This is a genomic window from Limnohabitans sp. (assembly GCF_040401135.1).
Lineage (GTDB): Bacteria > Pseudomonadota > Gammaproteobacteria > Burkholderiales > Burkholderiaceae_C > Limnohabitans.
The window spans coordinates 58,933-81,096 of sequence record NZ_JBBAOV010000004.1; the positions used below are offsets into that span (position 1 = coordinate 58,933).

The 22,164-nt window shown below is 56.8% G+C and carries 22 protein-coding genes; 13 read left to right on the forward strand and 9 right to left on the reverse strand.

Annotation, left to right across the window (positions count from 1 at the left end; translation table 11 throughout):
• Position 1 precedes the first annotated feature (1 nt).
• From fabF to ABWP81_RS02295, 13 genes are all read left to right on the forward strand, one after another.
• The gene (gene fabF / locus ABWP81_RS02235) at positions 2 to 1,246 is read left to right on the forward strand and encodes a beta-ketoacyl-ACP synthase II (RefSeq protein ID WP_353131702.1); all 1,245 of its coding nucleotides are present in this window, start codon (positions 2 to 4) and stop codon (positions 1,244 to 1,246) included.
• Positions 1,247 to 1,376: 130 nt separating this feature from the next.
• Positions 1,377 to 1,694, forward strand: a complete 318-nt coding sequence (locus ABWP81_RS02240; protein ID WP_353138891.1) for a hypothetical protein — start codon at positions 1,377 to 1,379, stop codon at positions 1,692 to 1,694.
• Between the two features lie 10 nt (positions 1,695 to 1,704).
• Complete coding sequence (locus ABWP81_RS02245; RefSeq protein WP_353138894.1) at positions 1,705 to 3,231, forward strand: DegQ family serine endoprotease; 1,527 nt, start codon at positions 1,705 to 1,707, stop codon at positions 3,229 to 3,231.
• A 458-nt stretch (positions 3,232 to 3,689) separates the two neighbouring features.
• Positions 3,690 to 5,498, forward strand: coding sequence for a translation elongation factor 4 (gene lepA, locus ABWP81_RS02250; RefSeq protein ID WP_353138897.1), 1,809 nt, complete (start codon positions 3,690 to 3,692; stop codon positions 5,496 to 5,498).
• Complete coding sequence (gene lepB / locus ABWP81_RS02255; protein WP_353138900.1) at positions 5,498 to 6,493, forward strand: signal peptidase I; 996 nt, start codon at positions 5,498 to 5,500, stop codon at positions 6,491 to 6,493. The genes lepA and lepB overlap by 1 nt, the downstream gene beginning before the upstream one ends.
• Positions 6,490 to 7,215 carry a ribonuclease III gene (gene rnc, locus ABWP81_RS02260; protein ID WP_353138903.1) on the forward strand — a complete coding sequence of 242 codons (726 nt, stop codon included), beginning with the start codon at positions 6,490 to 6,492 and terminating at the stop codon, positions 7,213 to 7,215. Before lepB ends, rnc begins: the two co-directional genes overlap by 4 nt.
• Positions 7,216 to 7,262: 47 nt before the next feature.
• Positions 7,263 to 8,222 carry a GTPase Era gene (era, locus tag ABWP81_RS02265; RefSeq protein WP_502905502.1) on the forward strand — a complete coding sequence of 320 codons (960 nt, stop codon included), beginning with the start codon at positions 7,263 to 7,265 and terminating at the stop codon, positions 8,220 to 8,222.
• Positions 8,223 to 8,238: 16 nt separating this feature from the next.
• Complete coding sequence (gene recO / locus ABWP81_RS02270; protein ID WP_353138999.1) at positions 8,239 to 9,006, forward strand: DNA repair protein RecO; 768 nt, start codon at positions 8,239 to 8,241, stop codon at positions 9,004 to 9,006.
• A gap of 8 nt (positions 9,007 to 9,014) precedes the next feature.
• Positions 9,015 to 9,761: a pyridoxine 5'-phosphate synthase gene (locus tag ABWP81_RS02275; RefSeq protein ID WP_353138906.1), complete on the forward strand. Its 747-nt coding sequence runs from the start codon at positions 9,015 to 9,017 to the stop codon at positions 9,759 to 9,761.
• The gene (acpS, locus tag ABWP81_RS02280) at positions 9,758 to 10,156 is read left to right on the forward strand and encodes a holo-ACP synthase (RefSeq protein WP_353138909.1); all 399 of its coding nucleotides are present in this window, start codon (positions 9,758 to 9,760) and stop codon (positions 10,154 to 10,156) included. The genes ABWP81_RS02275 and acpS overlap by 4 nt, the downstream gene beginning before the upstream one ends.
• A 13-nt stretch (positions 10,157 to 10,169) precedes the next feature.
• Positions 10,170 to 11,252, forward strand: coding sequence for a beta-N-acetylhexosaminidase (gene nagZ, locus ABWP81_RS02285; RefSeq protein ID WP_353138912.1), 1,083 nt, complete (start codon positions 10,170 to 10,172; stop codon positions 11,250 to 11,252).
• A gap of 37 nt (positions 11,253 to 11,289) precedes the next feature.
• Positions 11,290 to 11,487, forward strand: a complete 198-nt coding sequence (locus tag ABWP81_RS02290) for a hypothetical protein (RefSeq protein ID WP_353131692.1) — start codon at positions 11,290 to 11,292, stop codon at positions 11,485 to 11,487.
• A gap of 15 nt (positions 11,488 to 11,502) precedes the next feature.
• Positions 11,503 to 11,889 carry a hypothetical protein gene (locus ABWP81_RS02295; RefSeq protein WP_353138915.1) on the forward strand — a complete coding sequence of 129 codons (387 nt, stop codon included), beginning with the start codon at positions 11,503 to 11,505 and terminating at the stop codon, positions 11,887 to 11,889.
• Here the strand turns inward: ABWP81_RS02295 and lysS are convergent.
• The 9 genes from lysS to ABWP81_RS02340 all read right to left on the reverse strand — a co-directional run bounded on the left by lysS (position 11,886) and on the right by ABWP81_RS02340 (position 22,159).
• On the reverse strand, positions 11,886 to 13,427 hold the full coding sequence (gene lysS / locus ABWP81_RS02300; protein ID WP_353138918.1) for a lysine--tRNA ligase: 1,542 nt from the start codon (positions 13,425 to 13,427) through the stop codon (positions 11,886 to 11,888). The genes ABWP81_RS02295 and lysS overlap by 4 nt on opposite strands.
• Before the next feature lie 138 nt (positions 13,428 to 13,565).
• On the reverse strand, positions 13,566 to 14,438 hold the full coding sequence (gene accD, locus ABWP81_RS02305; protein WP_353131689.1) for an acetyl-CoA carboxylase, carboxyltransferase subunit beta: 873 nt from the start codon (positions 14,436 to 14,438) through the stop codon (positions 13,566 to 13,568).
• Between the two features lie 73 nt (positions 14,439 to 14,511).
• On the reverse strand, positions 14,512 to 15,321 hold the full coding sequence (gene trpA, locus ABWP81_RS02310) for a tryptophan synthase subunit alpha (protein ID WP_353138921.1): 810 nt from the start codon (positions 15,319 to 15,321) through the stop codon (positions 14,512 to 14,514).
• Positions 15,318 to 16,607: a tryptophan synthase subunit beta gene (trpB, locus tag ABWP81_RS02315; RefSeq protein WP_353138924.1), complete on the reverse strand. Its 1,290-nt coding sequence runs from the start codon at positions 16,605 to 16,607 to the stop codon at positions 15,318 to 15,320. The genes trpA and trpB overlap by 4 nt, the downstream gene beginning before the upstream one ends.
• A gap of 79 nt (positions 16,608 to 16,686) precedes the next feature.
• Complete coding sequence (locus ABWP81_RS02320; protein ID WP_353138927.1) at positions 16,687 to 17,367, reverse strand: phosphoribosylanthranilate isomerase; 681 nt, start codon at positions 17,365 to 17,367, stop codon at positions 16,687 to 16,689.
• Positions 17,364 to 18,161 carry a tRNA pseudouridine(38-40) synthase TruA gene (gene truA, locus ABWP81_RS02325; protein WP_353138930.1) on the reverse strand — a complete coding sequence of 266 codons (798 nt, stop codon included), beginning with the start codon at positions 18,159 to 18,161 and terminating at the stop codon, positions 17,364 to 17,366. The genes ABWP81_RS02320 and truA overlap by 4 nt, the downstream gene beginning before the upstream one ends.
• A 5-nt stretch (positions 18,162 to 18,166) precedes the next feature.
• The gene (locus ABWP81_RS02330) at positions 18,167 to 19,654 is read right to left on the reverse strand and encodes a type IV pilus assembly protein FimV (RefSeq protein ID WP_353138933.1); all 1,488 of its coding nucleotides are present in this window, start codon (positions 19,652 to 19,654) and stop codon (positions 18,167 to 18,169) included.
• A gap of 123 nt (positions 19,655 to 19,777) precedes the next feature.
• Positions 19,778 to 20,908 carry an aspartate-semialdehyde dehydrogenase gene (asd, locus tag ABWP81_RS02335; protein WP_353138936.1) on the reverse strand — a complete coding sequence of 377 codons (1,131 nt, stop codon included), beginning with the start codon at positions 20,906 to 20,908 and terminating at the stop codon, positions 19,778 to 19,780.
• A 249-nt stretch (positions 20,909 to 21,157) separates the two neighbouring features.
• Positions 21,158 to 22,159, reverse strand: a complete 1,002-nt coding sequence (locus tag ABWP81_RS02340) for an XdhC family protein (RefSeq protein ID WP_353138939.1) — start codon at positions 22,157 to 22,159, stop codon at positions 21,158 to 21,160.
• Between the last annotated feature and the right edge of the window lie 5 nt (positions 22,160 to 22,164).

A 22,164-nucleotide genomic window follows, 5' to 3' on the forward strand; every position in this document is an offset into this window, starting at 1 on the left:
CATGAGCCGTCGTCGCGTCGTCGTGACCGGCCTAGGTTGTATCAGCCCCGTGGGTAACACGGTGGCTGACGCTTGGGCCAATCTTTTAGCTGGTAAATCTGGCATAGCCAACATCACGCGTTTTGATGCGTCTGGCATCAATTGTCACTTTGCTGGTGAAGTAAAAGATTTAGACCTTGACCAATACATTCCTCCAAAAGAGGCGCGTGCCATGGACAAGTTCATTCATTACGGCGTTGCTGCGGCGGTGCAAGCGGTTCAAGACTCAGGCCTTGCCACTGGCGAAGCCCTGAGCGAAGAAGAAGCGACGCGCATTGGTGTTGTGATCGGTTCCGGCATTGGGGGCTTGCCCCTGATCGAAAGCATGCATGACGAAATGTTGGCCAAAGGCCCACGTCGCATTTCTCCATTCTTTGTACCAGCGTCCATCATCAACATGATTTCTGGTCATGTGTCCATGCGTTTCGGCTTTAAAGGCCCTAACTTTGCCGTGGTCACCGCATGCACCACTGGTTTGCACAGCATCGGCGAAGCTGGCCGTCACATCGAGTATGGCGACGCCGACGTGATGATTGCTGGCGGCTCAGAAGGCTGTATTTCTCCTCTGGGCGTTGGTGGATTCGCCTCCATGCGCGCACTGTCAACCCGCAATGATGATCCCACCACCGCTTCGCGTCCTTGGGACCGCGACCGCGATGGTTTCGTCTTAGGTGAAGGCGCTGGTGTTTTGGTACTCGAAGAGTATGAGCACGCCAAAAAGCGCGGCGCCAAAATTTATGCAGAGTTGGGTGGCTATGGCCTCAGCGCTGATGCAGGCCACATGACAGCACCTAATATGGACGGCCCACGCCGCGCCATGTTGAGCGCGTTGCGCAACGCGGGGGTCAATGCTGACCAAGTCGATTACTTGAACGCGCACGGCACCTCCACGCCACTGGGCGACATCAACGAAACCAACGCCATCAAGGCTGCGTTGGGGGACCACGCCAAGAAGACAGTGGTCAACTCGACCAAGTCGATGACCGGCCACTTGTTGGGTGGTGCTGGCGGCATTGAGAGCGTGTTCACGGTGTTGGCCATTCATAACCAAAAGAGCCCACCCACGATCAACATTTTCAACCAAGACCCCGAGTGCGACTTGGACTTCTGCGCCAACACCGCGCGAGACATGAAGATTGATATCGCCCTCAAAAACAACTTTGGATTTGGTGGCACCAACGGCGCGTTAGTTTTCAAACGCATCTAAGGTTTCTGCCATGTACAACGCCCCATCGGTTTCATATCCGCTGGGGCGTTGTGCTTTTCAGCGTTGGGTTTATGCATCTTTCACGATGCTCTCGTCGGTGGTGTTGTTCGCGTGGGCATTTAATCAAGGTATGACTTCTGTCTGGTATGCGGCCGCCATCGCTGCAGCATTAGGTGCATTTTTGGGTTGGCGTGCACTGGGTCAAGTCGGCACGCTTACATGGGATGGCCAAGTGTGGTGCTTACAGACCCATGGCCATGGGCAAGAAGACGCATTGGGTGAGGTTAGTGTGGCTTTGGATGTGCAAAAAGCCTTGGTTTTACGCTGGCAACCCGCATCTGACACACTAAGTCCGAAACCACTTTGGTTGTGGCTGGGCTCGGAAGGAGCCAGCCACCATTGGCAAGATTTGCGTCGCGCTGTTTATCAACGCGATGCTAAGCATTGAAAGAAGAAGCATGGCCCGTTTATTTGCGTTGAATCGTTCTGTTTTGAAGTCGCATTTGCAGGCTGGTCATGCCTCTTTGTGCGCGGCATTGTGCGTCACAGCCCTGAGTGCGGTGCTGGTGCAGCCGGCCTCGGCGCAGAGCAATCAGTCTTCGGGCAGCGGCGCCATGGTCAAAGGCTTGCCCGACTTCACCGAGTTGGTGGAACAAGTAGGCCCTTCGGTGGTGAACATTCGCACCCTGGAAAAAGCAGCAGTGCGTGACGGGCAAGGCAACGAGCCTGATCCAGAGATGCAAGAGTTTTTCAGGCGCTTCTTTGGTGTTCCCATGCCCACCCCCAATGCGCCCAATGCACCGCGCCAGCAGCGCCCCAACCGTGGTCAGCCCGATGAGCAACCCAGAGGTGTGGGTTCGGGCTTCATTTTGTCAGCCGATGGTTTTGTGATGACCAATGCCCATGTGGTGGACGGTGCAGACCAAGTGGTGGTGACGTTGCCAGACAAGCGCGAATTCAAAGCTCGCATCGTGGGCTTAGACAAGCGCACCGACGTGGCCGTGGTGAAGATTGACGCCGTGGGCCTGCCCGCTGTGAAGATTGGCGATGTCAACCGCCTCAAAGTGGGTGAGTGGGTCATGGCTATTGGCTCCCCCTTCGGGTTGGATAACACCGTGACCGCTGGCATCGTGAGCGCCAAGCAGCGTGACACGGGTGACTATTTGTCTTTCATTCAAACAGATGTGGCCATTAACCCCGGCAACTCGGGGGGGCCGCTGATCAACATGCGCGGCGAGGTGGTGGGCATTAACAGCCAAATCTATTCCCGCTCCGGCGGTTTCATGGGCATCTCGTTTGCCATTCCGATTGACGAAGCGGTTCGCGTGAGCGAACAGCTGCGTGCCACGGGCAAGGTGCAGCGCGGGCGCTTGGGTGTGCAGATTGACCAAGTGACCAAAGAGGTTGCCGAGTCTCTGGGCCTGTCCAAGGCGCAAGGCGCTTTGGTGCGTGGTGTCGAGCAGGGCTCGCCTGCTGAGAAAGCCGGTATAGAGCCGGGCGACATCATTTTAAAGTTCGAGGGCAAGGTCATTGAAAAGTCGAGCGATCTACCTCGCATGGTGGGCAGCATCAAGCCGGGCACACGCAGCACCATTCAGGTGTGGCGTCGTGGCAGCCTTAAAGACATGCCTATTAGCGTGGGTGAGGTTGAAGCTGAAAAACCTGTAAAAAAGGCTGTGGCCCCAGAGAAGCCGCCAGCAGCTAACGTCACCAAGCTTTTGGGCTTGACCTTGAGTGAGATGACCGACGCACAGAAAAAAGAACTCAAGCTGCGCGGTGGCGTGCGCGTGGACGCGGTGGCTGAGCCCGCCTCGCGTGCAGGTATACAAGAGGGGGATGTGATTTTGAGCTTGGCCAACAATGAAACACCCAATGTGCAAACGTTTGAGGCCGTGGTCGCCAAACTGGACCGAAGTAAGCCAGTAAGTTTGTTGATCCGCCGGGGCGAATGGGCCCAATACACCGTGATTCGCCCAACGCGTTAAATCCTTTTCTCAAGGTTGGGAATCAGAGGTGATGAAAAATATTTTTAACGCCCTGAAAATTCTCATGAAGTTGGTGTTTACTAACTTAAATAATGTGCTCAAGCTCTTTTTGTATAGAATTGAGTGGCTGAATGCGTTTTTGCGATATATCGCAAGCTCAAAACTCCACCATATGGGATTGGCAGACAGACTCCACAGGTGATCCACAGATCGCCCACAAGTTGTCCCAAACCCCCTTTGTCAAAATGTTAATAAGTTGTGGATAAATTCATGTTGCGAACCCGCAACGAGGCCTCTTTTGAGTTGAGGTCTCTTTGCAAATCGGGGTTTTTGCCTACAATGAACTTCCAACTTTATGCAGTTGCCATTGCTTGTTGGTTCCGGGCGCGTCAGCGAATGACGCGCCCTTTTTTCTTGGCGCTCTTCCTTTGAATTCAATCACTTAAGTGTTCCCGTTGATGAACAACATCAGAAACTTCTCAATCATTGCCCACATTGATCACGGCAAATCTACGCTGGCAGATCGTTTAATTCAACGTTGCGGTGGCCTGGATGAACGCGACATGTCTGCACAAGTTCTTGACTCGATGGACATCGAAAAAGAGCGTGGGATAACTATCAAAGCGCAGACGGCTGCGCTGCAATACAAAGCAAAAGACGGTCAGATTTACAACCTGAATTTGATCGACACACCGGGTCACGTTGACTTCTCATATGAAGTCTCGCGTTCACTCTCAGCGTGCGAAGGCGCGTTGCTCGTCGTCGATGCAAGTCAAGGTGTTGAAGCGCAAACCGTAGCCAACTGTTACACCGCACTCGACCTCGGTGTCGAAGTGATTCCTGTGCTCAACAAAATGGATTTGCCCAACGCGGATCCAGAGAACGCGAAAGCGGAAGTGGAAGACGTCATTGGCATAGATGCGACTGACGCGATTCCTTGCTCTGCCAAAACAGGAATGGGCATCGATGAGATCTTAGAAGCCGTCGTCGCCAAGATTCCCTCACCCAAAGGCAATCCCAATGCGCCATTGCGCGCCATGATTGTGGACAGTTGGTTTGACACCTATGTGGGTGTTGTGATGCTGGTGCGTGTGGTGGATGGTCGCCTTGGTAAGGGTGAGCGCTTCAAAATGATGGCGACCAACACGGTCTACAACGCCGATAACCTGGGCGTGTTCACCCCTGCCAACGAGGTGCGTCAATCGCTCGAAGCCGGCCAAGTGGGCTACATCATTGCGGGTATCAAAGAGTTGCAAGCCGCCAAGGTGGGTGACACCATCACCTTAGAAAAGAAGCTGCCCAACAACTTGGGACCTGCTCAGCAAGCCTTACCTGGTTTTAAAGAAATTCAACCGCAAGTTTTCGCGGGCCTGTACCCCACCGAAGCCAACCAATACGACAGCCTGCGTGACGCGCTCGAAAAGCTCAAGCTCAACGACGCCTCGTTGCAATACGAGCCCGAAGTATCTCAAGCCTTGGGTTTTGGTTTTCGATGCGGCTTTCTCGGCTTGTTGCATATGGAAATCGTGCAAGAGCGCTTGGAACGCGAGTTTGACCAAGACCTGATCACCACAGCCCCTAGCGTGGTCTACCAAGTCGTCATGCCTGGTGACGAAGTGGTGATGGTGGAAAACCCTTCCAAGATGCCCGATCAAGGCAAGCTGCACGAAATACGCGAACCCATCGTGACCGTGCACCTGTATATGCCGCAAGACTACGTCGGCCCCGTGATGACGCTGGCCAACCAAAAGCGCGGCGTGCAACTGAACATGGCGTACCACGGTCGTCAAGTGATGCTCACCTACGAAATGCCCTTGGGCGAAATCGTGCTCGACTTCTTTGACAAGCTCAAATCTGTCTCACGCGGCTACGCGTCCATGGACTATGAGTTCAAAGAATTCCGCGCTGCAGACGTGGTGAAGGTCGACATCTTGCTCAACGGCGAGAAGGTGGATGCTTTGTCCATCATCGTGCACCGTTCGCAGTCCCTCTACCGCGGCCGAGCTGTGGTGGCGAAGATGCGCGAAATCATTAGCCGTCAAATGTTTGACGTGGCCATTCAAGCCGCCATTGGTTCCAACATCATTGCGCGCGAAAGCATCAAGGCCTTACGTAAAAACGTGCTGGCAAAATGTTACGGCGGCGACATCAGTCGCAAACGCAAGCTGCTTGAAAAACAAAAAGCAGGTAAGAAACGCATGAAGCAAATTGGTTCGGTGGAAGTTCCGCAAGAAGCCTTCTTGGCTATTTTGCAGGTGGAGGATTGATGGCTACATTGACCGCATTCGTATTGGCAGCCTTTGTGGGCTACGCTGGGTTTTGGTACGTGGGCATGATTGAAGGCAACTTTGCCTTGCTCATGTTCATGGCAACTGTGGTGACCGGTATTTACTGGTTGGCCGAGCAGTTCTATTTCTTGCCTCAACGCAAAGCTGCGGCGGATCGCTTGCAGGCCAAAGCCGACAAGCGCACGGCAGAGCTGAACAAGCAGGGCATCACCCAAACCGATGTAGACGTGACAGCCGCTAAAGAGCGTCTGTACATGCAACCTTGGTGGCTGGATTGGACAGCGGGCCTGTTCCCCGTCATTGCCGTGGTGTTTGTGTTGCGCTCATTCTTGTTTGAGCCCTTCAAGATCCCATCAGGCTCGATGATTCCCACCTTGCATGTGGGCGACCTGATTCTGGTGAACAAGTTTCACTACGGTGTGCGCTTGCCCGTGATCAACACCAAGCTGACCGATGGCAACCCCGTGCAGCGCGGCGACGTGATGGTGTTTCGCTACCCACCCAAGCCCAGCCTTGACTACATCAAGCGCGTCATTGGCGTGCCCGGTGACGAAGTGGCTTACCTCAACAAACAGCTCACCATCAACGGCCAAGGGGTCAGTAAAGACCCGCGTTCTGACTTCTTCGAAGAAGACAGCATGCGATACATCACCCAATTTGAAGAAAAACTGCCCTTGGGCGCAAAGTCTTCTGACATGACGGGCGTGCGCACGCACAATTTGTTAAACGACAAAGACCGTCCTTCGTTCATTCCAGGCGCAGAAGACTTTGCCTTCAAAGGCAACTGCCAATACACCGTTGAAGGTGTGACCTGCAAAGTGCCCGCAGGCCACTACTTCATGATGGGTGACAACCGCGACAACTCACTCGACTCGCGCTACTGGGGCTTTGTTCCAGAGAAAAACATTGTGGGCAAAGCCTTCTTTGTTTGGATGAACTTTGGCAGCCTCGCGCGCATCGGCGCATTTCAATGACAGCACGCGCACGTTCAGACCGACCCAGCCCGTCTCAACAACAAATCATTGAGACGCTCCAAGCGCGCTTGGAGTACACCTTTCAAAATCCTGCGCTGCTCACGCAGGCCCTGACGCATCGCAGTTTCAGCTCTGACCATTACGAACGTTTGGAGTTTTTGGGTGACTCGGTGCTCAACTTGGCTGTGGCCAATTTGCTTTACCAACGCCTTAACACCTTGCCCGAGGGTGACCTCTCGCGCGTGCGTGCCAACTTGGTCAAGCAAGACACGCTGCACCACTTGGCCGTCGACATGGGCTTGTCTGGCATCTTGCGATTGGGTGAGGGCGAAATGAACTCGGGTGGGCAAAAACGCCCCTCCATCTTGGCCGATGCTCTCGAAGCTGTGTTGGGTGCGGTGTACCTCGATGCTGGCTACGTCGTCGCAGACGCCTTGGTGCAACGTATCTTTGCCAAGGTGGAGATCAACCCTGAGATGCAAGCGGTTGGTAAAGACGCAAAAACTGAATTACAAGAATGGCTGCAAGCACGCAAGTTCAACCTGCCCATCTACCGTGTGGTGGGCACCTTAGGCGCAGCGCACAAACAAACTTTTGATGTGGAATGTGAAGTTCCAGAACTGGCCCGCTGCGAGCGTGGCATTGGCGGCTCGCGCCGCGCAGGAGAGCAAGCCGCCGCAGCAGCCATGCTTCAAGTAATAAAAGACAACGGGCTCAAATAATGGCAACCCCATCCAACAACGAACAAACCCTGCAAGATATCGATGCCATGCTGGCTGCCAGCAAAGGCAATCGTGTTGTAGCTAGTCAAGCGGTGGTCGCCCCCGCAGACCAACGCTGCGGTTTGATTGCCATCGTGGGCAAACCCAACGTGGGTAAGTCGACTTTGCTCAACGCCTTGGTCGGCCAAAAAATCAGTATCACCTCGCGCAAGGCGCAAACCACGCGCCACCGCATCACGGGCATGCACACCCAAGGCGCGTCACAGTTTGTATTTGTTGACACGCCCGGTTTTCAAACCATCCACAGCAATGCGCTAAACAAGTCGCTGAACAAAACCGTGCAAGGCGCGGTGGGTGATGTGGACTTGGTGGTGTTGGTGGTCGAGGCGGGCAGCTTCACACCCGCCGACGAGCGCGTGCTGTCGCTGCTGGCGCAAGGCATCCCCACGCTGTTGATTGCCAACAAACTCGACACCATGAAAAACCGTGCCGACATCATGCTGTGGCTGCAAGCCATGCAAGACCGTCACCCCTTTGCCGAGATCGTGCCCATGTCGGCCAAGAACGACAAAGACGTGCAGCGCCTGTTGGGCATTTGTGAAAAGTACCTGCCCGAGCAAGCGTGGATGTACGCCGCTGACGAGCTAACCGACCGCAGTGAAAAATTCATGGCCGCCGAAATGGTGCGCGAAAAACTCTTCCGCTTGACCGGCGACGAATTGCCCTATACCTCGACCGTCATCATTGATAAGTTTGAAGAAGAAAAGGGCAAGACCAAAGGCGTCAAGCGCCTGGTGCGCATTGCCGCCACCATCGTGGTGGAGCGCGATGGCCACAAAGCCATGGTGATTGGCGACAAAGGCGAACGTCTGAAGCGCATGGGCATGGAAGCCCGCACCGAGCTAGAAAAACTCTACGACGCCAAAGTGTTCTTAGAGCTGTGGGTCAAAGTACGCTCGGGTTGGGCCGACGATGCAGCGCGGGTGCGTAGCTTTGGCTACGAATAAGTCCAGCACCATCACGATGTCGCGGGGCATTCCCCGCATCCAGGACGAGCCCGCGTTCGTGGTGCACCGTTACGACTGGAGCGAGTCCAGTCTGATTTTGGAAACCTTCACCCGCAACTTTGGTCGGGTGGCCTTGGTGGCCAAAGGCGCAAAAAAACCCACATCCAACTTTCGCCCCGTGCTGCTGCCTTTGCAGCCGCTGAGCGTCAGCTATTCGGGCGACGCCGAAATACGCACCTTGAAGGGCGCAGAGTGGGTGGGCGGCCACATCATGCCCACGGGCGAAGCTTTGTTGTCGGGCTACTACATCAACGAGTTGTTGCTGCGCCTGTTGGCGCGTGACGACCCGCACCCTAGTTTGTTTGACCTTTACCGCCAAGTGGTGCAGGTGCTGGCCTCGGGCCACGAGGGCACGATTGCCCCCGCGTTGCGTGCCTTTGAGCTGCTGCTGTTGCGCGACATTGGCTTCTTGCCCGAGCTCAACGCCCAAACCCTCACCCTCAGCCCTTTGCAGCCCGATGCCTTGTATGTGCTGGTGGCCGAAGGCGGCCTGCGCACGCACAACGCACAAGACCGCACGGGCTTGGCGGGCAGCGTGTGGCTGCAGTTGCACGAGAGCCTGTCTACAGACGCGCCATTCATCGCCACGCTGCGTTTGTGTGCCGAAATGCCACCCGAGCAACGCAACGCCTTGCAGGGCCAGCTAAGGGCCTTGCTGCACTACCATTGCGGGGTCCAAACGCTGCGCACGCGGCAGATGATGATTGACCTGCAATCTCTTTGATTTACGCAATGTCCAAACACACAAAAACCGCTCTGTCGGTCAACCTCAACAAAGTGGCCTTGGTGCGCAACACACGCCATTTGGGTATTCCCAGCGTCACCCGTGCGGCCACGCTTTGCTTAGAGGCGGGCGCTGCGGGCATCACCGTGCACCCACGCCCTGACGCGCGCCACATTCGCACCGATGACGTGCACGACTTGGCCGCTTTGCTTAAAGCATGGCCCGACCGCGAGTTCAACATCGAAGGCAACCCGTTTCACAACCTGATGGACTTTGTTCGCGAAGTGCGCCCCCATCAAGTGACCTTTGTGCCCGATAGCGAAGGCCAGTTCACCAGCGACCATGGCTGGACATTTCCGCAAGATGCCGAGCGCTTGAAGCCCCTCATCGCTGAAGCCAAAGCCCTGGGTGCGCGTGTGAGCTTGTTCATGGACCCGATTCCTGAAGCGATGGCCGCAGCCAAAGCCGTAGGCGCTGATCGTGTGGAGCTGTACACCGAGACTTATGCCTCTACCTACGGCACACCCAAACAAGCTTCAACGTTGGCCGCCTTCAAAGCCACGGCAGAAGCCGCGTTGGCTGCAGGACTTGGCATCAACGCCGGCCACGACCTGAACCGCGACAACCTTCACACTTTTCTTGCCACCGTGCCCGGCGTGCAAGAAGTGTCGATTGGTCACGCCCTGATCGCCGATGCGTTAGAGCTGGGCTACACCGAAACCATTCGCGCTTTCAACGCGTGCATGCCTTCATGATTTACGGCATCGGCACAGACATTTGCGATATCCGCCGCATCCGTGCGTCGTTGGACAAGCACGGCGAACGCTTTGCACAAAAAGTGCTAACCGACAACGAACTGCAAACCTACCGCGCCCGCAGCGAACGCTGGCCCGAGCGCGGTGTGCGCTATGTGGCCACACGCTTCTCGGCCAAAGAGGCCTTTAGCAAAGCCATCGGGTTGGGCATGCGCATGCCCATGACGTGGCGCTTGTGCGAAGTGGCCAAGCTGCCCAGCGGCCAGCCCACCCTCGTGCTGCACGGCGTGCTCAAAGCATGGTTTGAAGCCAAAGGCCTGAGCGCCCACGTCAGCGTGAGTGACGAGTCCGACTACGCCACCAGCTACGTGGTGGTTGAAACACACACCGCCTAAGCACATTCGATTTATGTCTCACCACGCCCCTCTCATCATTGACATCGCTGGCACGCAACTCAGCGCAGTTGACCGCACGCGATTGCAGCACCCGCTCACAGGCGGCATCATTTTGTTTGGCCGCAACTGGGCCAGCCGCCAGCAGCTCACGCAACTGTGCGCCGACATCAAGGCTGTGCGCGACGACTTGCTCATTTGTGTCGATCACGAAGGCGGGCGCGTGCAGCGCTTTCGCCAAGACGGCTTCACACATATCCCACCCATGCGCGCCTTGGGCGAGCTGTGGATGAAAGACAAAAAGAAACAACCTGGCAGCGGCGCGATGGCCGCCATGGACGCCGCCACCGCTTGCGGCTATGTGCTGGCCAGTGAGCTACGCGCCTGCGGCGTTGACTTCAGCTTCACCCCCGTGCTTGACCTCGACCACGGCGAGAGCGGCGTGATTGGCGACCGATCCTTCCACCGCGACCCTCGCGTGGCCACCACCTTGGCCAAGAGCGTCATGCACGGTTTGCTGTTGGCAGGCATGGCCAACTGTGGCAAACACTTTCCCGGCCACGGCTTTGTGAAGGCCGATTCGCATGTGGACATTCCCGTTGACAAACGCAGCCTCAAAGCCATCTTGGACGACTGCGCTTTGCCTTACCAATGGCTCACCACCACACTCACCAGCGTCATGCCTGCGCACGTGATCTACCCCAAGGTGGATGCCTTGCCCGCAGGCTTTTCGCCACGTTGGTTGCAAGACATTTTGCGCGGTCAGTTGCAATTCAACGGCGCCATCTTCAGCGATGATTTGTCGATGGCCGGCGCACGTCGCATCGAAGGCCGCTCGGTCAGCTTTGCTCAGGGTGGTGTGGCCGCGCTCAACGCTGGCTGCGACCTCGTGCTCTTGTGCAACCAAAGCATCGGCGACGGCCATGCTGTAGACGAGATGCTGGAAGGCTTGACCGAACGCCTTGTGAAAAACCAATGGCATGCCAGTGACGCCAGCGAACAACGCCGTCGCGCACTGCTGCCCACCACTTCGCCGCTAGCTTGGGACGCGCTGATGACTCACCCCGCATACTTGCGGGCTCTGGACTTGTTGCCTTAACCTGTGCGCATGTTCACCAACACCCAAGAAAGCTTTCATGGCATCACCTAATTACAACTACGAAAAACGCCAACGCGAGTTAGCCAAGAAGAAGAAAAAAGAAGACAAACTGCGCGAGCGTGATGCCCGCAAAACTTCGCCCGACGGTGAGTTTGGTGAAAATCCACCGATGGATCCCGATCAAGCGACTAGCCCTGATGGCGATTTGCCTGAAGCGGGTGTGGACAAAATTTAATCAAAGGCTTTTCCAATGGCAATCCCTTGGCTCTCCGCACTCAAAATCATCCCTTGGGGTGACGTCATTTCTCACGCGCCCAGCGTGCTTGAAAAAGCCCGCGACCTGATGGCTCGTAAACCAGCGGATGCAGCACCGCCGTCGATGGCTACACCCAATGCGCATGACGAAGTGCCGAGTTTGGGCGAGCTAAAAAATCGTTTGCTTGCAACCTCGTTGCAAATTGACGAGCTGCAACAACGCCAAACACAACTCACGCAAACCGTGCGCGAGTTGGCTGAGCAAAATGCGGCGTTGCTGTCTGCCGTGAGTGGCTTGCGTCAAACCCTTCGCCTTTGGGTGGTTGGGCTGGCGCTGGCCTTTGTGGGCCTAGGCGCTTTGGCCTACACCCAGTTGCTTTAAGCTTCGCGGCGCAAAGCGGGAAACAAAATAACGTCACGGATGCTGGGGCTGTCGGTCAGCAGCATCATCAAGCGGTCAATGCCAATGCCGCAGCCGCCCGTGGGGGGCATGCCGTATTCGAGGGCGCGCACAAAGTCGTGGTCGTAGAACATGGCTTCGTCGTCGCCGCTGTCCTTGGCCGCCACTTGGGCGTGGAAGCGGGCGGCTTGTGTCTCGGCGTCGTTCAACTCACTAAAGCCGTTGCCGAATTCGCGCCCTGTGATGTAGAGCTCAAAGCGTTCCGTCACCTCAGGATTGGTGTCGCTGGCGCGGGCCAAAGGTGAAATCTCCACAGGGTGCTCGCAGATAAAGGTGGGCTGCCACAGCTTGTCTTCCACCGTCTCTTCAAAGTACATCACTTGCAAGCTGGCCAAGCTGCGTGTGCTGAGTTTGTCTTTCTCTTCTTTGAACCCGAGTTTTTGCAAAGCGTTGATCAACCAAGTGGTGTTGTCCACGTTGTCGCCCGCTTCGGTGTGCTTCAAGATAGCTTCGCGGATGGTCAAGCGCTCAAACGGTTGGCTCAGATCCACCGGCTTGCCGCCGTAGGTCAGCAGCAGAGTGTCGGCCGCCTTCATGGCAGCGTCGCGCACCAGTTCTTCGGTGAAGGTCATCAGGTCTTGGTAGTTCCAATACGCGGCGTAAAACTCCATCATGGTGAACTCGGGGTTGTGACGCACCGAGATGCCTTCGTTGCGGAAGTTGCGGTTGATCTCAAACACGCGCTCAAAGCCGCCCACGATCAAGCGCTTCAAGTACAACTCAGGCGCAATCCGCAAGAACATTTCTTGGTCCAGCGCGTTGTGGTGCGTGGTGAAAGGCTTGGCGTTCGCGCCGCCAGGAATGGGGTGCAGCATGGGCGTTTCAACCTCGAGGAAGTTGTGTTGCACCATGAAATCACGAATACCGCTGACCGCTTTGCTGCGCGCCACAAAGCGCTTGCGTGCGGTTTCGTCCGTCATCAAATCGACGTAGCGTTGGCGGTATTTGATCTCTTGGTCAGCCACGCCGTGGAACTTGTCGGGCATGGGTCGCAGGCTCTTGGTCAGCATGCGGATGCTGGTGGCGTGAATCGACAACTCGCCTGTGCGGGTTTTGAACAACTTGCCTTCGCAAGCCACGATGTCGCCCAAATCCCAGTGTTTGAAGTCGGCATACAGATCTTCGCTCACGTCATCGCGGGTCACGTAAATCTGAATGCGGCCTGTGCTGTCTTGCAACGTGGCAAAGCTGGCCTTGCCCATCACGCGCTTGAGCATCATGCGGCCCGCCACTTTGGCGAACTGGCCTTCTTCGGTCAACACCTCGGCGGTCTTGTTGCCATGCAACTCGTGCAAGGTGGCGGCGTGGTGCGCGGGCTTGAAGTCGTTGGGAAAGGCCACGCCTTGGCCCGCAGCCTGACGCACGCGCATGACCTTGAGCTTCTCGCGGCGCTCGGCCATGAGTTGGTTTTCGTCGACGGGAGCGGCTTCTGGCGTGGCGGGAGTGTTGTTGTTGGACATCTAAAGGGGCTGAGTAGGAAAGGGGCTGCCCAAAAGTGAAAGGCAGCAAACCTTGTATTTTAAAGTGGACGGTGACGCGTTCTATTCAGAAAACAAACAAGGCCCAGAAGGGCCTTGTTTGAAGCAGGCTGAGCGAGCTTAAGCCACAGCATCCGCAGGCTGACGCTGCAACATGGCCAGCGTGCTGGCAATGGTTTTGCGCAGATCGCGGCGGTCGCAGATCATGTCAACGGCGCCTTTTTCTTGCAAGAACTCGGCGCGTTGGAAGCCCGCAGGCAAGGTCACGCGCACGGTGCTTTCGATCACACGGGGACCAGCAAAGCCGATCAAGGCGTTGGGTTCGGCGATGACGACGTCACCCACAAACGCAAAGCCGGCAGATACGCCGCCCATGGTGGGGTCGGTCAACACGGCGATGTAGGGCAAACCTTTTTTGGCCAAGCGGGTAAGCGAGGCGTTGGTTTTGGCCATTTGCATGAGCGAGAGCAAGCCCTCTTGCATGCGCGCGCCACCGGTGGCGGTGAAGCAAATGAAGGGCACTTTTTGTTCAATGGCAGTGTGTACGCCGCGCACAAAGCGCTCGCCGACGACCGAGCCCATCGAGCCGCCCATGAAGTCAAATTCAAAACAGGCCACCACCACATTGATGCTGTGCACCGCACCGCCCATGACCACCAAGGCGTCTGTTTCGCCTGTGTTTTGCATGGCTTCTTTCAGGCGTTCGGGGTACTTGCGGCTGTCTTTGAATTTCAAGGCGTCCACGGGCAACACTTCTTGGCCAATTTCGTAGCGGCCTTCGGCGTCCAGGAACATGTCCAAGCGGTCGCGGGCGCCCATGCGGTGGTGGTGGCTGCAGGTGGGGCAAACGTTGTTGTTGGCTTGCAAGTCACTCTTGTAGAGCACGGTCTCACAGCTGGGGCACTTGACCCACACACCTTCGGGCACGCTGCGGCGGTCAGAGGGGTCGGTGTGTAGAATTTTTGGGGGTAGCAGTTTTTCGAGCCAACTCATGGAGAGCCTTTCGTCAGTTCTTTTGTAATGGTTTGATTTTAACGGGCGGGGCTCTAGGCAAAAAGGACGCGTTTTAAGCGTCCAAAGCCTCGCGAATACCCGCCAAAAACGTATGTGCAGCAGCCACTTCTTGGCCTGCTGGTGCGGCTTCTAACAGCTGGATGATGCGGCTGCCAATCACCACGGCATCGGCCACGCGGCCCACAGCAGCGGCGGTGGCGGCATCGCGAATGCCAAAGCCCACACCCACAGGAATGTGCACATGCTGACGAATGCGCGGCAGCATGGCTTCGACGGCGTCGGTGTCAAGATTGCCAGCGCCGGTCACGCCTTTGAGCGAGACGTAATACACATAGCCGCTGGCAATGCGTGCCACTTGCGCCATGCGCTTGTCGGTGCTGGTGGGCGCGAGCAAGAAGATCAAGTCCATGCTGTGCGCGCGCAGGGTGGCGGCAAACTCTTCGCACTCTTCGGGTGGGTAGTCCACGATCAGCACACCGTCTACGCCTGCGGCTGAGGCGTCTTTGACGAACGAGTCTGCGCCGTGTTTGAGGTTGTAGCACTCCACGGGGTTGGCGTAGCCCATCAGCACCACGGGCGTTGTGGCGTTGGTCTGGCGGAACTCGCGCACCATGTCTAGCACTTGCGCGGTGCCAACGCCAAAGCGCAGCGCGGCTTCGCCTGCTTTTTGAATCACTGCGCCGTCCGCCATGGGGTCACTAAAGGGAACGCCCAGTTCGATGATGTCTGCACCTGCATCCACCATGCCGTGCATGAGGGCAGGCGTGATGTTGGCTTGCGGAAAGCCTGCCATCACATAGGGGATGAGGGCTTTGCGGCCTTGGGCTTTGAGGGCGACTAGGGTGGCGTCAATTCTGCTCATTTCACAACTTTCATGATGTGCTCTGTCGGGCCGCCTTTGACCGCTTGGCCTTGGCAGCTGGGGCGGCAGAAAAAGTCTGCGTTGCTCAGGTCGGCCACGGTGCCAATGTCTTTGTCGCCACGGCCTGAGAGGTTGATCAAGATGGACTGCTCGGGCTTCATGGTCTTGGCCAGCTTCATGGCATAGGCCACGGCATGGCTGGACTCCAGCGCGGGGATAAGGCCTTCGGTGCGACACAGGTAGTGAAAGGCGTCCAGCGCCTCTGTGTCGGTGATACCCACGTACTCGGCACGGCCGATGTCTTTAAGAAACGCATGCTCTGGGCCCACGCCGGGGTAGTCAAGGCCAGCGCTCACGCTGTGCGTTTCGGTGATCTGTCCGTTTTCGTCTTGCAAGATGTAGGTGCGGTTGCCGTGCAACACGCCAGGTGTGCCCAGTTGCAGCGAGGCCGAGTGACGGTTGGTGTCCATGCCTTCGCCGGCGGCTTCCACGCCAATCAGGCGGGTGTTGGCATGGTTGATGTAGGGGTAGAAGATGCCCATGGCATTGCTGCCGCCGCCTACGCAAGCCAGAACAACATCGGGCTGTTGTTCTGCCATCTTTAATGACTTGAACATCTGTGGCATTTGCGTGAGGCATTCTTCGCCAATCACGCTTTGGAAATCTCGCACCATCATCGGGTAAGGGTGCGGCCCAGCCACGGTGCCAATGATGTAGAAAGTGTTGTCCACGTTGGCCACCCAGTCGCGCATGGCTTCGTTCAGCGCGTCTTTGAGGGTGCGACTGCCGCTCTCCACAGGCACCACGGTCGCGCCCAAGAGCTTCATGCGGTACACGTTGGGGCTTTGACGCTTCACGTCTTCAGCACCCATGTAGACCACGCATTCCAGTCCATAGCGTGCGCAAATGGTGGCCGTGGCCACGCCGTGTTGGCCGGCACCAGTTTCGGCAATCACGCGGGGCTTGCCCATGCGCTTGGCCAGCATGGCTTGGCCAATGGTGTTGTTGATCTTGTGAGCGCCCGTGTGGTTCAGGTCTTCACGCTTGAAGAAAATTTGTGCGCCTCCCATTTCGCGGCTCATGCGGGCGGCGTGATAAATGGGGGAAGGGCGGCCCACAAAGTGCGCTAGCTCGTTTTTGAACTCGGCAATGAAGTCGGGGTCGTGTTGGTATTTGGCGTAGGCGTCTTTCAGCTCTTCAATGGCGTGGGTCAGCGTTTCGCTGATAAAGCTGCCGCCATAAATGCCAAAGTGGCCTTTGACGTCGGGTTGTTGGTAGTTCGACATAGGTTGCCTAAAAAAATGTCTTTGGCTAACTGCTTTCGTCGCAGTCAGCCCAAGTGCTTCAAACAAAAAGGGAGATGTTTTAGAGCGGGTGCTCAGCGTCTGCTAGGCGCACAGCTCTGACGAAGTCGTGAATCTTGGCCGCATCTTTGATGCCTTTGGCCGATTCCACGCCAGAGCTCACGTCAACCGCCAATGAAAGGCCGTGATGACGCAGCGCGCGAATGCCATCGGTCACGTTGGCAGCGTTGAGTCCACCAGACAAGACGAGGTGAGCGTTGACGTTTTGAGGAAGCTGTGACCAATTGAATGTTTTGCCGCCGCCGCCGTAACCGTCGACATGGGCGTCGAGCAGCACCGCTTGGGCGTCTGAGTAATCTTGCGCGTATTTTATGAGGTCAAAAGGTTCTTCGCCCGCAGGGGTTTCTAGGGGGATGCGGGCAGCGCGCATCCAGCGGCGGCCCAAGGTACGGGCTATTTTGCGGCAGTGGTCTGGCGTTTCGTCGCCGTGGAATTGCAACCACGCGCCTGGCACTTGGGCGCTGGTGTGAGCAATGGTCTCGGAGGTTTCGTTCACAAACAGCAGCACAGGCGTCACAAACGAGGGCAGGCGTTTGGCCAGCTCGGCAGCACGCTCCACCGTTACCGCGCGCGGGCTGGGGGCGTACATGACAAAGCCAATAGCGTCCACGCCTGCGGCTACGGCGGCGTCGACGTCTTGCTCACGGGTGAGTCCACAAATTTTGATACGCGTGCGGTTCATGGCAACCCATCATACGCAGGGGTGCGGTCTGGCAAATTCCACTGCGCGGCGTAGCGGGGGCCCAAAAAATACAAGCCATCGGGGCTGAAGGTGGGGGCAGCGGCATCGCGGTCGCGGGCAGCTAGCACCTCGGCCATCCATTCGGGCGGCTTGTCGCCCGTGCCAATCTTCACAAAGCAGCCCATGAGGTTGCGAATCATGTGGTGCAAAAACGCGCTGGCTTCAAACTCAAAGCGCCACACAGCCGAGCCAGCGTGGCTGCTTTTGCGGGTGATGTCGATGCGCGTCATATTTTTGACGGGCGTGAGGGCTTGGCAACTGGAGGCGCGGAATGATGTGAAGTCGTGTTCACCCATCAAATACTGCGCGGCTTGTTGCATGGCTTCCAGGTCGAGCGGGCGGTACACCCAGCCTACGCGCCCCACCTCAACGCTAGGGCGCACGGCTGATTCAAGCACCACGTAGGCATAGCGGCGTGAAATGGCGCTGCTGCGGCAGTGAAATTCGCGGGGTACATCACGCGCCCATTGCACGGCAATGTCGAGAGGTAAGTAGCGGTTGGTGCCGCGCAGCCAAGATTGGGGGGTGCGCTCTAGTTCGGTGTCGAAGTGAATGACTTGCATGAGGCCATGCACACCGGCATCGGTGCGGCCCGCACACAAAGTAGAGATTGAGGTTTGGGTGAACTTAGCCAGCGCTTTTTCTAGCTTGTCCTGCACCGTTTTGCCTGAAGACTGGCTTTGCCAGCCTTCGTAGGCTTGGCCGTTGTAGCTCAAGCCCATCGCAATGCGCATTCGGCTTAGCCTCGTTCAGCCAGCCACTTGAGGGCTTTTTCTTTGTCCGCGCCAGAGGCTTCGGTGGCCACCTCTTCCATCAAAGCACGGCTGGTGTGAAGTTGACCCAGGTTCCATAGCTCGTCGGCCAAGTCGATGCGCACTTGGTAGGGGCCGGCCACTGCGTCGTCCAAATCCAATGAAATGTTGGGCATTTCCATTGTGGGGCGAGGGCCCTGCTCGGCGCTATCGGCGTGATCTTCTTTGTGAGCGTGGGTGGCGACATCATGAATGTAGGCGCGTTCGACCGGCTCTGCGCGGTCGTGCTCGGGCAAGTCCAAATTGAACTTCACGTTCAGCGGTGGCAAGCCTTGAATGTTGTCTTTGGCCTGATTCAAAGCACGGCGACGCCAAAGGCCCAGCAGCACCAACAAAGCAATCAAGCTACCCGCACCCACAGGTGTGAGGCTGTTTTCGCGCAGTTCGTTCAGCCATTCGCTGCTGGCTTCTGCGGCACTGGCGGGCACATCAACGGGCAATACGCCGCCAGAAGAGGCAGCATCAGCTGCACCCGTCACGGTGGCTGCTGCAATCTTGCCGAGTTCGGCAATGTTGCGGCTGAGCTCGGCGGCGCGGGTGGCGACGTCTTGGGCTTCGCGTTGTTGCGCAATGTTGTCTTCGACCGCGGCTTCTTTGCTGCCAGGCTTGGCCAAAGTCAGCTTGTCTTGGTTGGTCTTGGCGTTTTTGTTTTGAACCTTGGCGTCGAGCTTGCCAGTGGTGTCGCGGGCCACTTTGGGCACGTTGCCGCCAGGAGCGCGTGCGGCCAGTTCTGAACGATAGGCCTCGAAGTTTTTGGTTTGAACTTGAATTTCGCGGCGAGCCTCGTCGCGTGACACGGCTTTGGCTTCTTGCTCGGTGGGCAAGGTCAGCAAAGCGCCTTCTTTCATGCGGTTGACGTTGCTGTCCACAAATGCGTCGGGGTTGCTGCGAAGCAAAGCCACCAACATTTGATCCAGCGAAACACCGTCTGGTGTTTTGTTCAAGGCCAGTTCACTCGCCGTGTCACCACGTTTGACCGTGATGGAGTCTGAGTTGCCATCACCAGATGTTTTAGCGCTGGATGGTTTTGCAGTCGGCGTATTAACTGCCAGATTCGGCATGATGGGGCTGACTTTTTTGCTGGCGCTGGCTTCATCCAACGACAAGTTGAAGTCGCGCAGCAAGCGTCCTGTGGCCCAGCGCAAGTCAATCAGCAAATCGATGGCATTGCCATTGATAGATTGCTTACTGGTAATTTTGAGATACGGCCTTCCGTTGTCGCGGCGCAACAGTTGCACCTGAATATCGATGGGCACACCGTTATTGGCAGGTATTTCAATCTTGGCTGCTTTGTAAATCTCTTGGCTGGCCATGTCGACTTGAATGTCAACTTGCTCAGTGAATGAGATGTCACTGATGTCAATTTCGGCACGTAAAGCTTCGCCCTGCTTGCTTTGCACAATGGGGCGGCTCAAAGTGAGCGCCTGCGCACTGCCAAAAACAGACAGTGAAAGGGCTGCCCACAAAGCAGATCTCTGAAAAAAACTTGAAGCTTTGCGTGTTGCTTGGGTCATAGCCAGAGATATTACTTTGTTTTATCAAGCTTCTAGGAGGATGCGCAACATTCGGCGCAAGGGCTCGGCAGCTCCCCACAAGAGTTGGTCGCCCACGGTGAATGCGCCCAGGTAGTCATTGCCCATGGCCATTTTGTGCAAGCGGCCGACGGGAACAGTCATGGTTCCGGTCACGGCAGCGGGTGTGAGGTGGCGTTCGCTAAGCTCACGCTCGTTGGGCACCACTTTGACCCAATCGTTCGCGCTGGCCAAGATGCTTTCGATCTCGTCCATCGGCACGTCTTTTTTCAGCTTGATGGTCAAGCCTTGTGAGTGGCAGCGCATGGCGCCAATGCGCACACACAAACCGTCGATGGGGATAGAGCCCGCAGTGCGGAAGGCTGGGTTGCCCAAGATCTTGTTGCACTCGGCGCCGCCCTTCCACTCTTCCTTGCTTTGGCCGTGCTCAACGGGCACGTCGATCCAAGGGATCAAGCTGCCAGCCAGAGCGGTGTTGCGGAAGTTCTTGGTGGGGAACTCAGCGCTGCGCATGGTGGCCGACACTTTGCGGTCGATGTCCAAAATGGCAGAAGAGGGGTTGGCCAAGTCGTCTTTGACTGCATCGTGCAAAGCACCCATTTGACTCAGCAGCTCGCGCATGTTTTGTGCACCAGCGCCCGAAGCCGCTTGGTATGTCATGGCGCTGACCCACTCGATCATGTTGTGCTGGAACAAGCCGCCTAATCCCATGAGCATCAAGCTCACGGTGCAGTTGCCACCGATCCAGTTTTTGCCGCCTAAGCCCAAGGCCGCGTCAATCACGTTGCGGTTGACGGGGTCCAAGATGATCACCGCATCGTCTGCCATGCGCAGGCTAGAGGCTGCGTCAATCCAGTGACCGTTCCAGCCCGCGGCGCGCAGCTTGGGGTAGACCTCTTTGGTGTAGTCGCCGCCTTGGCAAGTGAGCACGATGTCGCACTTTTTCAGGGCTTCAATGTCGTTGGCGTCTTTGAGCGTAATTTCGTTTTTGGCTTGTGCAGGGGCTTTGCCGCCTGCGTTAGACGTGGAGAAGAACACGGGTTCGATCAGGTCGAAATCTTTTTCTTGAACCATGCGGTCGATCAATACCGAGCCGACCATGCCGCGCCAACCGACTAAACCTACTAACTTACTCATTTTTGTAACGCCTTTTCAAATGTAGAAAACAGTGCCAGACCTGACTGTTTGCCCGGCTCGTCTGGCCGGGGGGCGCACGACGAACCTGAGCTGCTTAGCCCGTAATGGTCGTGGTTTTGAGTGTGATCACGCGCACGCAAGCCGCCAGCGACGCTGGGGATGTGTAGTTCAAAGAGAACAGGTGGGCGTAAAACATGGCGTCGATTGTATCGGATGGGGGCTTTCGCCTAGCTGACCCAATCAACTAGATCAAGCCAAGCCGCACAACGTTTTAGAACCTTCCCAACTGCTTAACGCCTGTCCTAAATCGACACCTCGTCGCATGGCGGTCATCTCGGCCACGATGCTCATGGCGATTTCTGGGGGTGTCAAGGCGCCCAAATTCAAACCCACCGGGCCGTGTAATTGCGCGGCTTCGGCTTCTGTGACATCAAAGTCCAGCAAGCGTTTGCGTCGTTGAGCATTGTTGTGGCGCGAACCCAAAGCACCCACATAAAACGCGGGTGTGCGCAGCGCCTCCATCAGCGCTAGGTCATCGAGTTTGGGGTCGTGCGTGACCGCCACTACCGCGCTGTTGTGATCGAGGTTCATGGCCAGCACCAAGTCGTCGGGCATTTGAGTGGACAAATTAACGCCCGCCATCGCCTCCCAGCCCTCGTGGTATTCAGCACGCGGCTCACAAATGGTCACTTGATAGTCGAGCATGACCGCCATGGCGGCCAAATAACGTGACAACTGACCACCGCCAATCACCAGCAATCGCAAGCGTGGGCCGTGCACGGTGGTGAGGGCTTGGCCGTCAAACTGCACTTTGTCACCCTCGGTAGCAGCCCCCATCTTGACCATGCCTGTGGCCATGTCCAATCGACGTTCAACGCGCTGGTGCTTTTCAATCAGCACCAACAATTCTCGCAATTGAGATTGAGGCGACAAAGGCTCCAACACCACTTGCACCGAGCCGCCACATGGCAAACCGAAGCGACGTACCTCTTCGGCGGTCTGGCCATAGATGGTGGTTTCGGGCATGCGCATGGCCAATTCACCAGCGGCCACACGGCGAATCAAATCGTCTTCAATGCATCCGCCTGACACCGACCCAGCCACTTGACCGTCATCACGGATGATCATCAGAGAGCCTGGAGGGCGGGGGGCGGAGCCCCAAGTGCGCACCACGGTGCCCAACACCACACGGTGGCCTTTGTGTTGCCAATCTAGGGCGGTGCGAATGACGTCAATGTCTATGCTGTTCATGGGTT

Coding starts and splice junctions, on each gene's coding strand:
- lepA (WP_353138897.1), top strand. CDS start 3,690: ATGAACAACATCAGAAACTTCTCAATCATTGCCCACATTGATCACGGC.
- ABWP81_RS02275 (WP_353138906.1), top strand. CDS start 9,015: ATGTCCAAACACACAAAAACCGCTCTGTCGGTCAACCTCAACAAAGTG.
- trpA (WP_353138921.1), bottom strand. CDS start 15,321: ATGAGCAGAATTGACGCCACCCTAGTCGCCCTCAAAGCCCAAGGCCGC.
- truA (WP_353138930.1), bottom strand. CDS start 18,161: ATGCGCATTGCGATGGGCTTGAGCTACAACGGCCAAGCCTACGAAGGC.
- asd (WP_353138936.1), bottom strand. CDS start 20,908: ATGAGTAAGTTAGTAGGTTTAGTCGGTTGGCGCGGCATGGTCGGCTCG.
- nagZ (WP_353138912.1), top strand. CDS start 10,170: ATGTCTCACCACGCCCCTCTCATCATTGACATCGCTGGCACGCAACTC.
- rnc (WP_353138903.1), top strand. CDS start 6,490: ATGACAGCACGCGCACGTTCAGACCGACCCAGCCCGTCTCAACAACAA.
- trpB (WP_353138924.1), bottom strand. CDS start 16,607: ATGTCGAACTACCAACAACCCGACGTCAAAGGCCACTTTGGCATTTAT.
- acpS (WP_353138909.1), top strand. CDS start 9,758: ATGATTTACGGCATCGGCACAGACATTTGCGATATCCGCCGCATCCGT.
- accD (WP_353131689.1), bottom strand. CDS start 14,438: ATGAGTTGGCTCGAAAAACTGCTACCCCCAAAAATTCTACACACCGAC.
- ABWP81_RS02320 (WP_353138927.1), bottom strand. CDS start 17,367: ATGAACCGCACGCGTATCAAAATTTGTGGACTCACCCGTGAGCAAGAC.
- ABWP81_RS02245 (WP_353138894.1), top strand. CDS start 1,705: ATGGCCCGTTTATTTGCGTTGAATCGTTCTGTTTTGAAGTCGCATTTG.
- lysS (WP_353138918.1), bottom strand. CDS start 13,427: ATGTCCAACAACAACACTCCCGCCACGCCAGAAGCCGCTCCCGTCGAC.
- recO (WP_353138999.1), top strand. CDS start 8,239: ATGTCGCGGGGCATTCCCCGCATCCAGGACGAGCCCGCGTTCGTGGTG.
- lepB (WP_353138900.1), top strand. CDS start 5,498: ATGGCTACATTGACCGCATTCGTATTGGCAGCCTTTGTGGGCTACGCT.
- era (WP_502905502.1), top strand. CDS start 7,263: ATGCTGGCTGCCAGCAAAGGCAATCGTGTTGTAGCTAGTCAAGCGGTG.
- ABWP81_RS02290 (WP_353131692.1), top strand. CDS start 11,290: ATGGCATCACCTAATTACAACTACGAAAAACGCCAACGCGAGTTAGCC.
- ABWP81_RS02340 (WP_353138939.1), bottom strand. CDS start 22,159: ATGAACAGCATAGACATTGACGTCATTCGCACCGCCCTAGATTGGCAA.
- ABWP81_RS02295 (WP_353138915.1), top strand. CDS start 11,503: ATGGCAATCCCTTGGCTCTCCGCACTCAAAATCATCCCTTGGGGTGAC.
- ABWP81_RS02240 (WP_353138891.1), top strand. CDS start 1,377: ATGACTTCTGTCTGGTATGCGGCCGCCATCGCTGCAGCATTAGGTGCA.
- fabF (WP_353131702.1), top strand. CDS start 2: ATGAGCCGTCGTCGCGTCGTCGTGACCGGCCTAGGTTGTATCAGCCCC.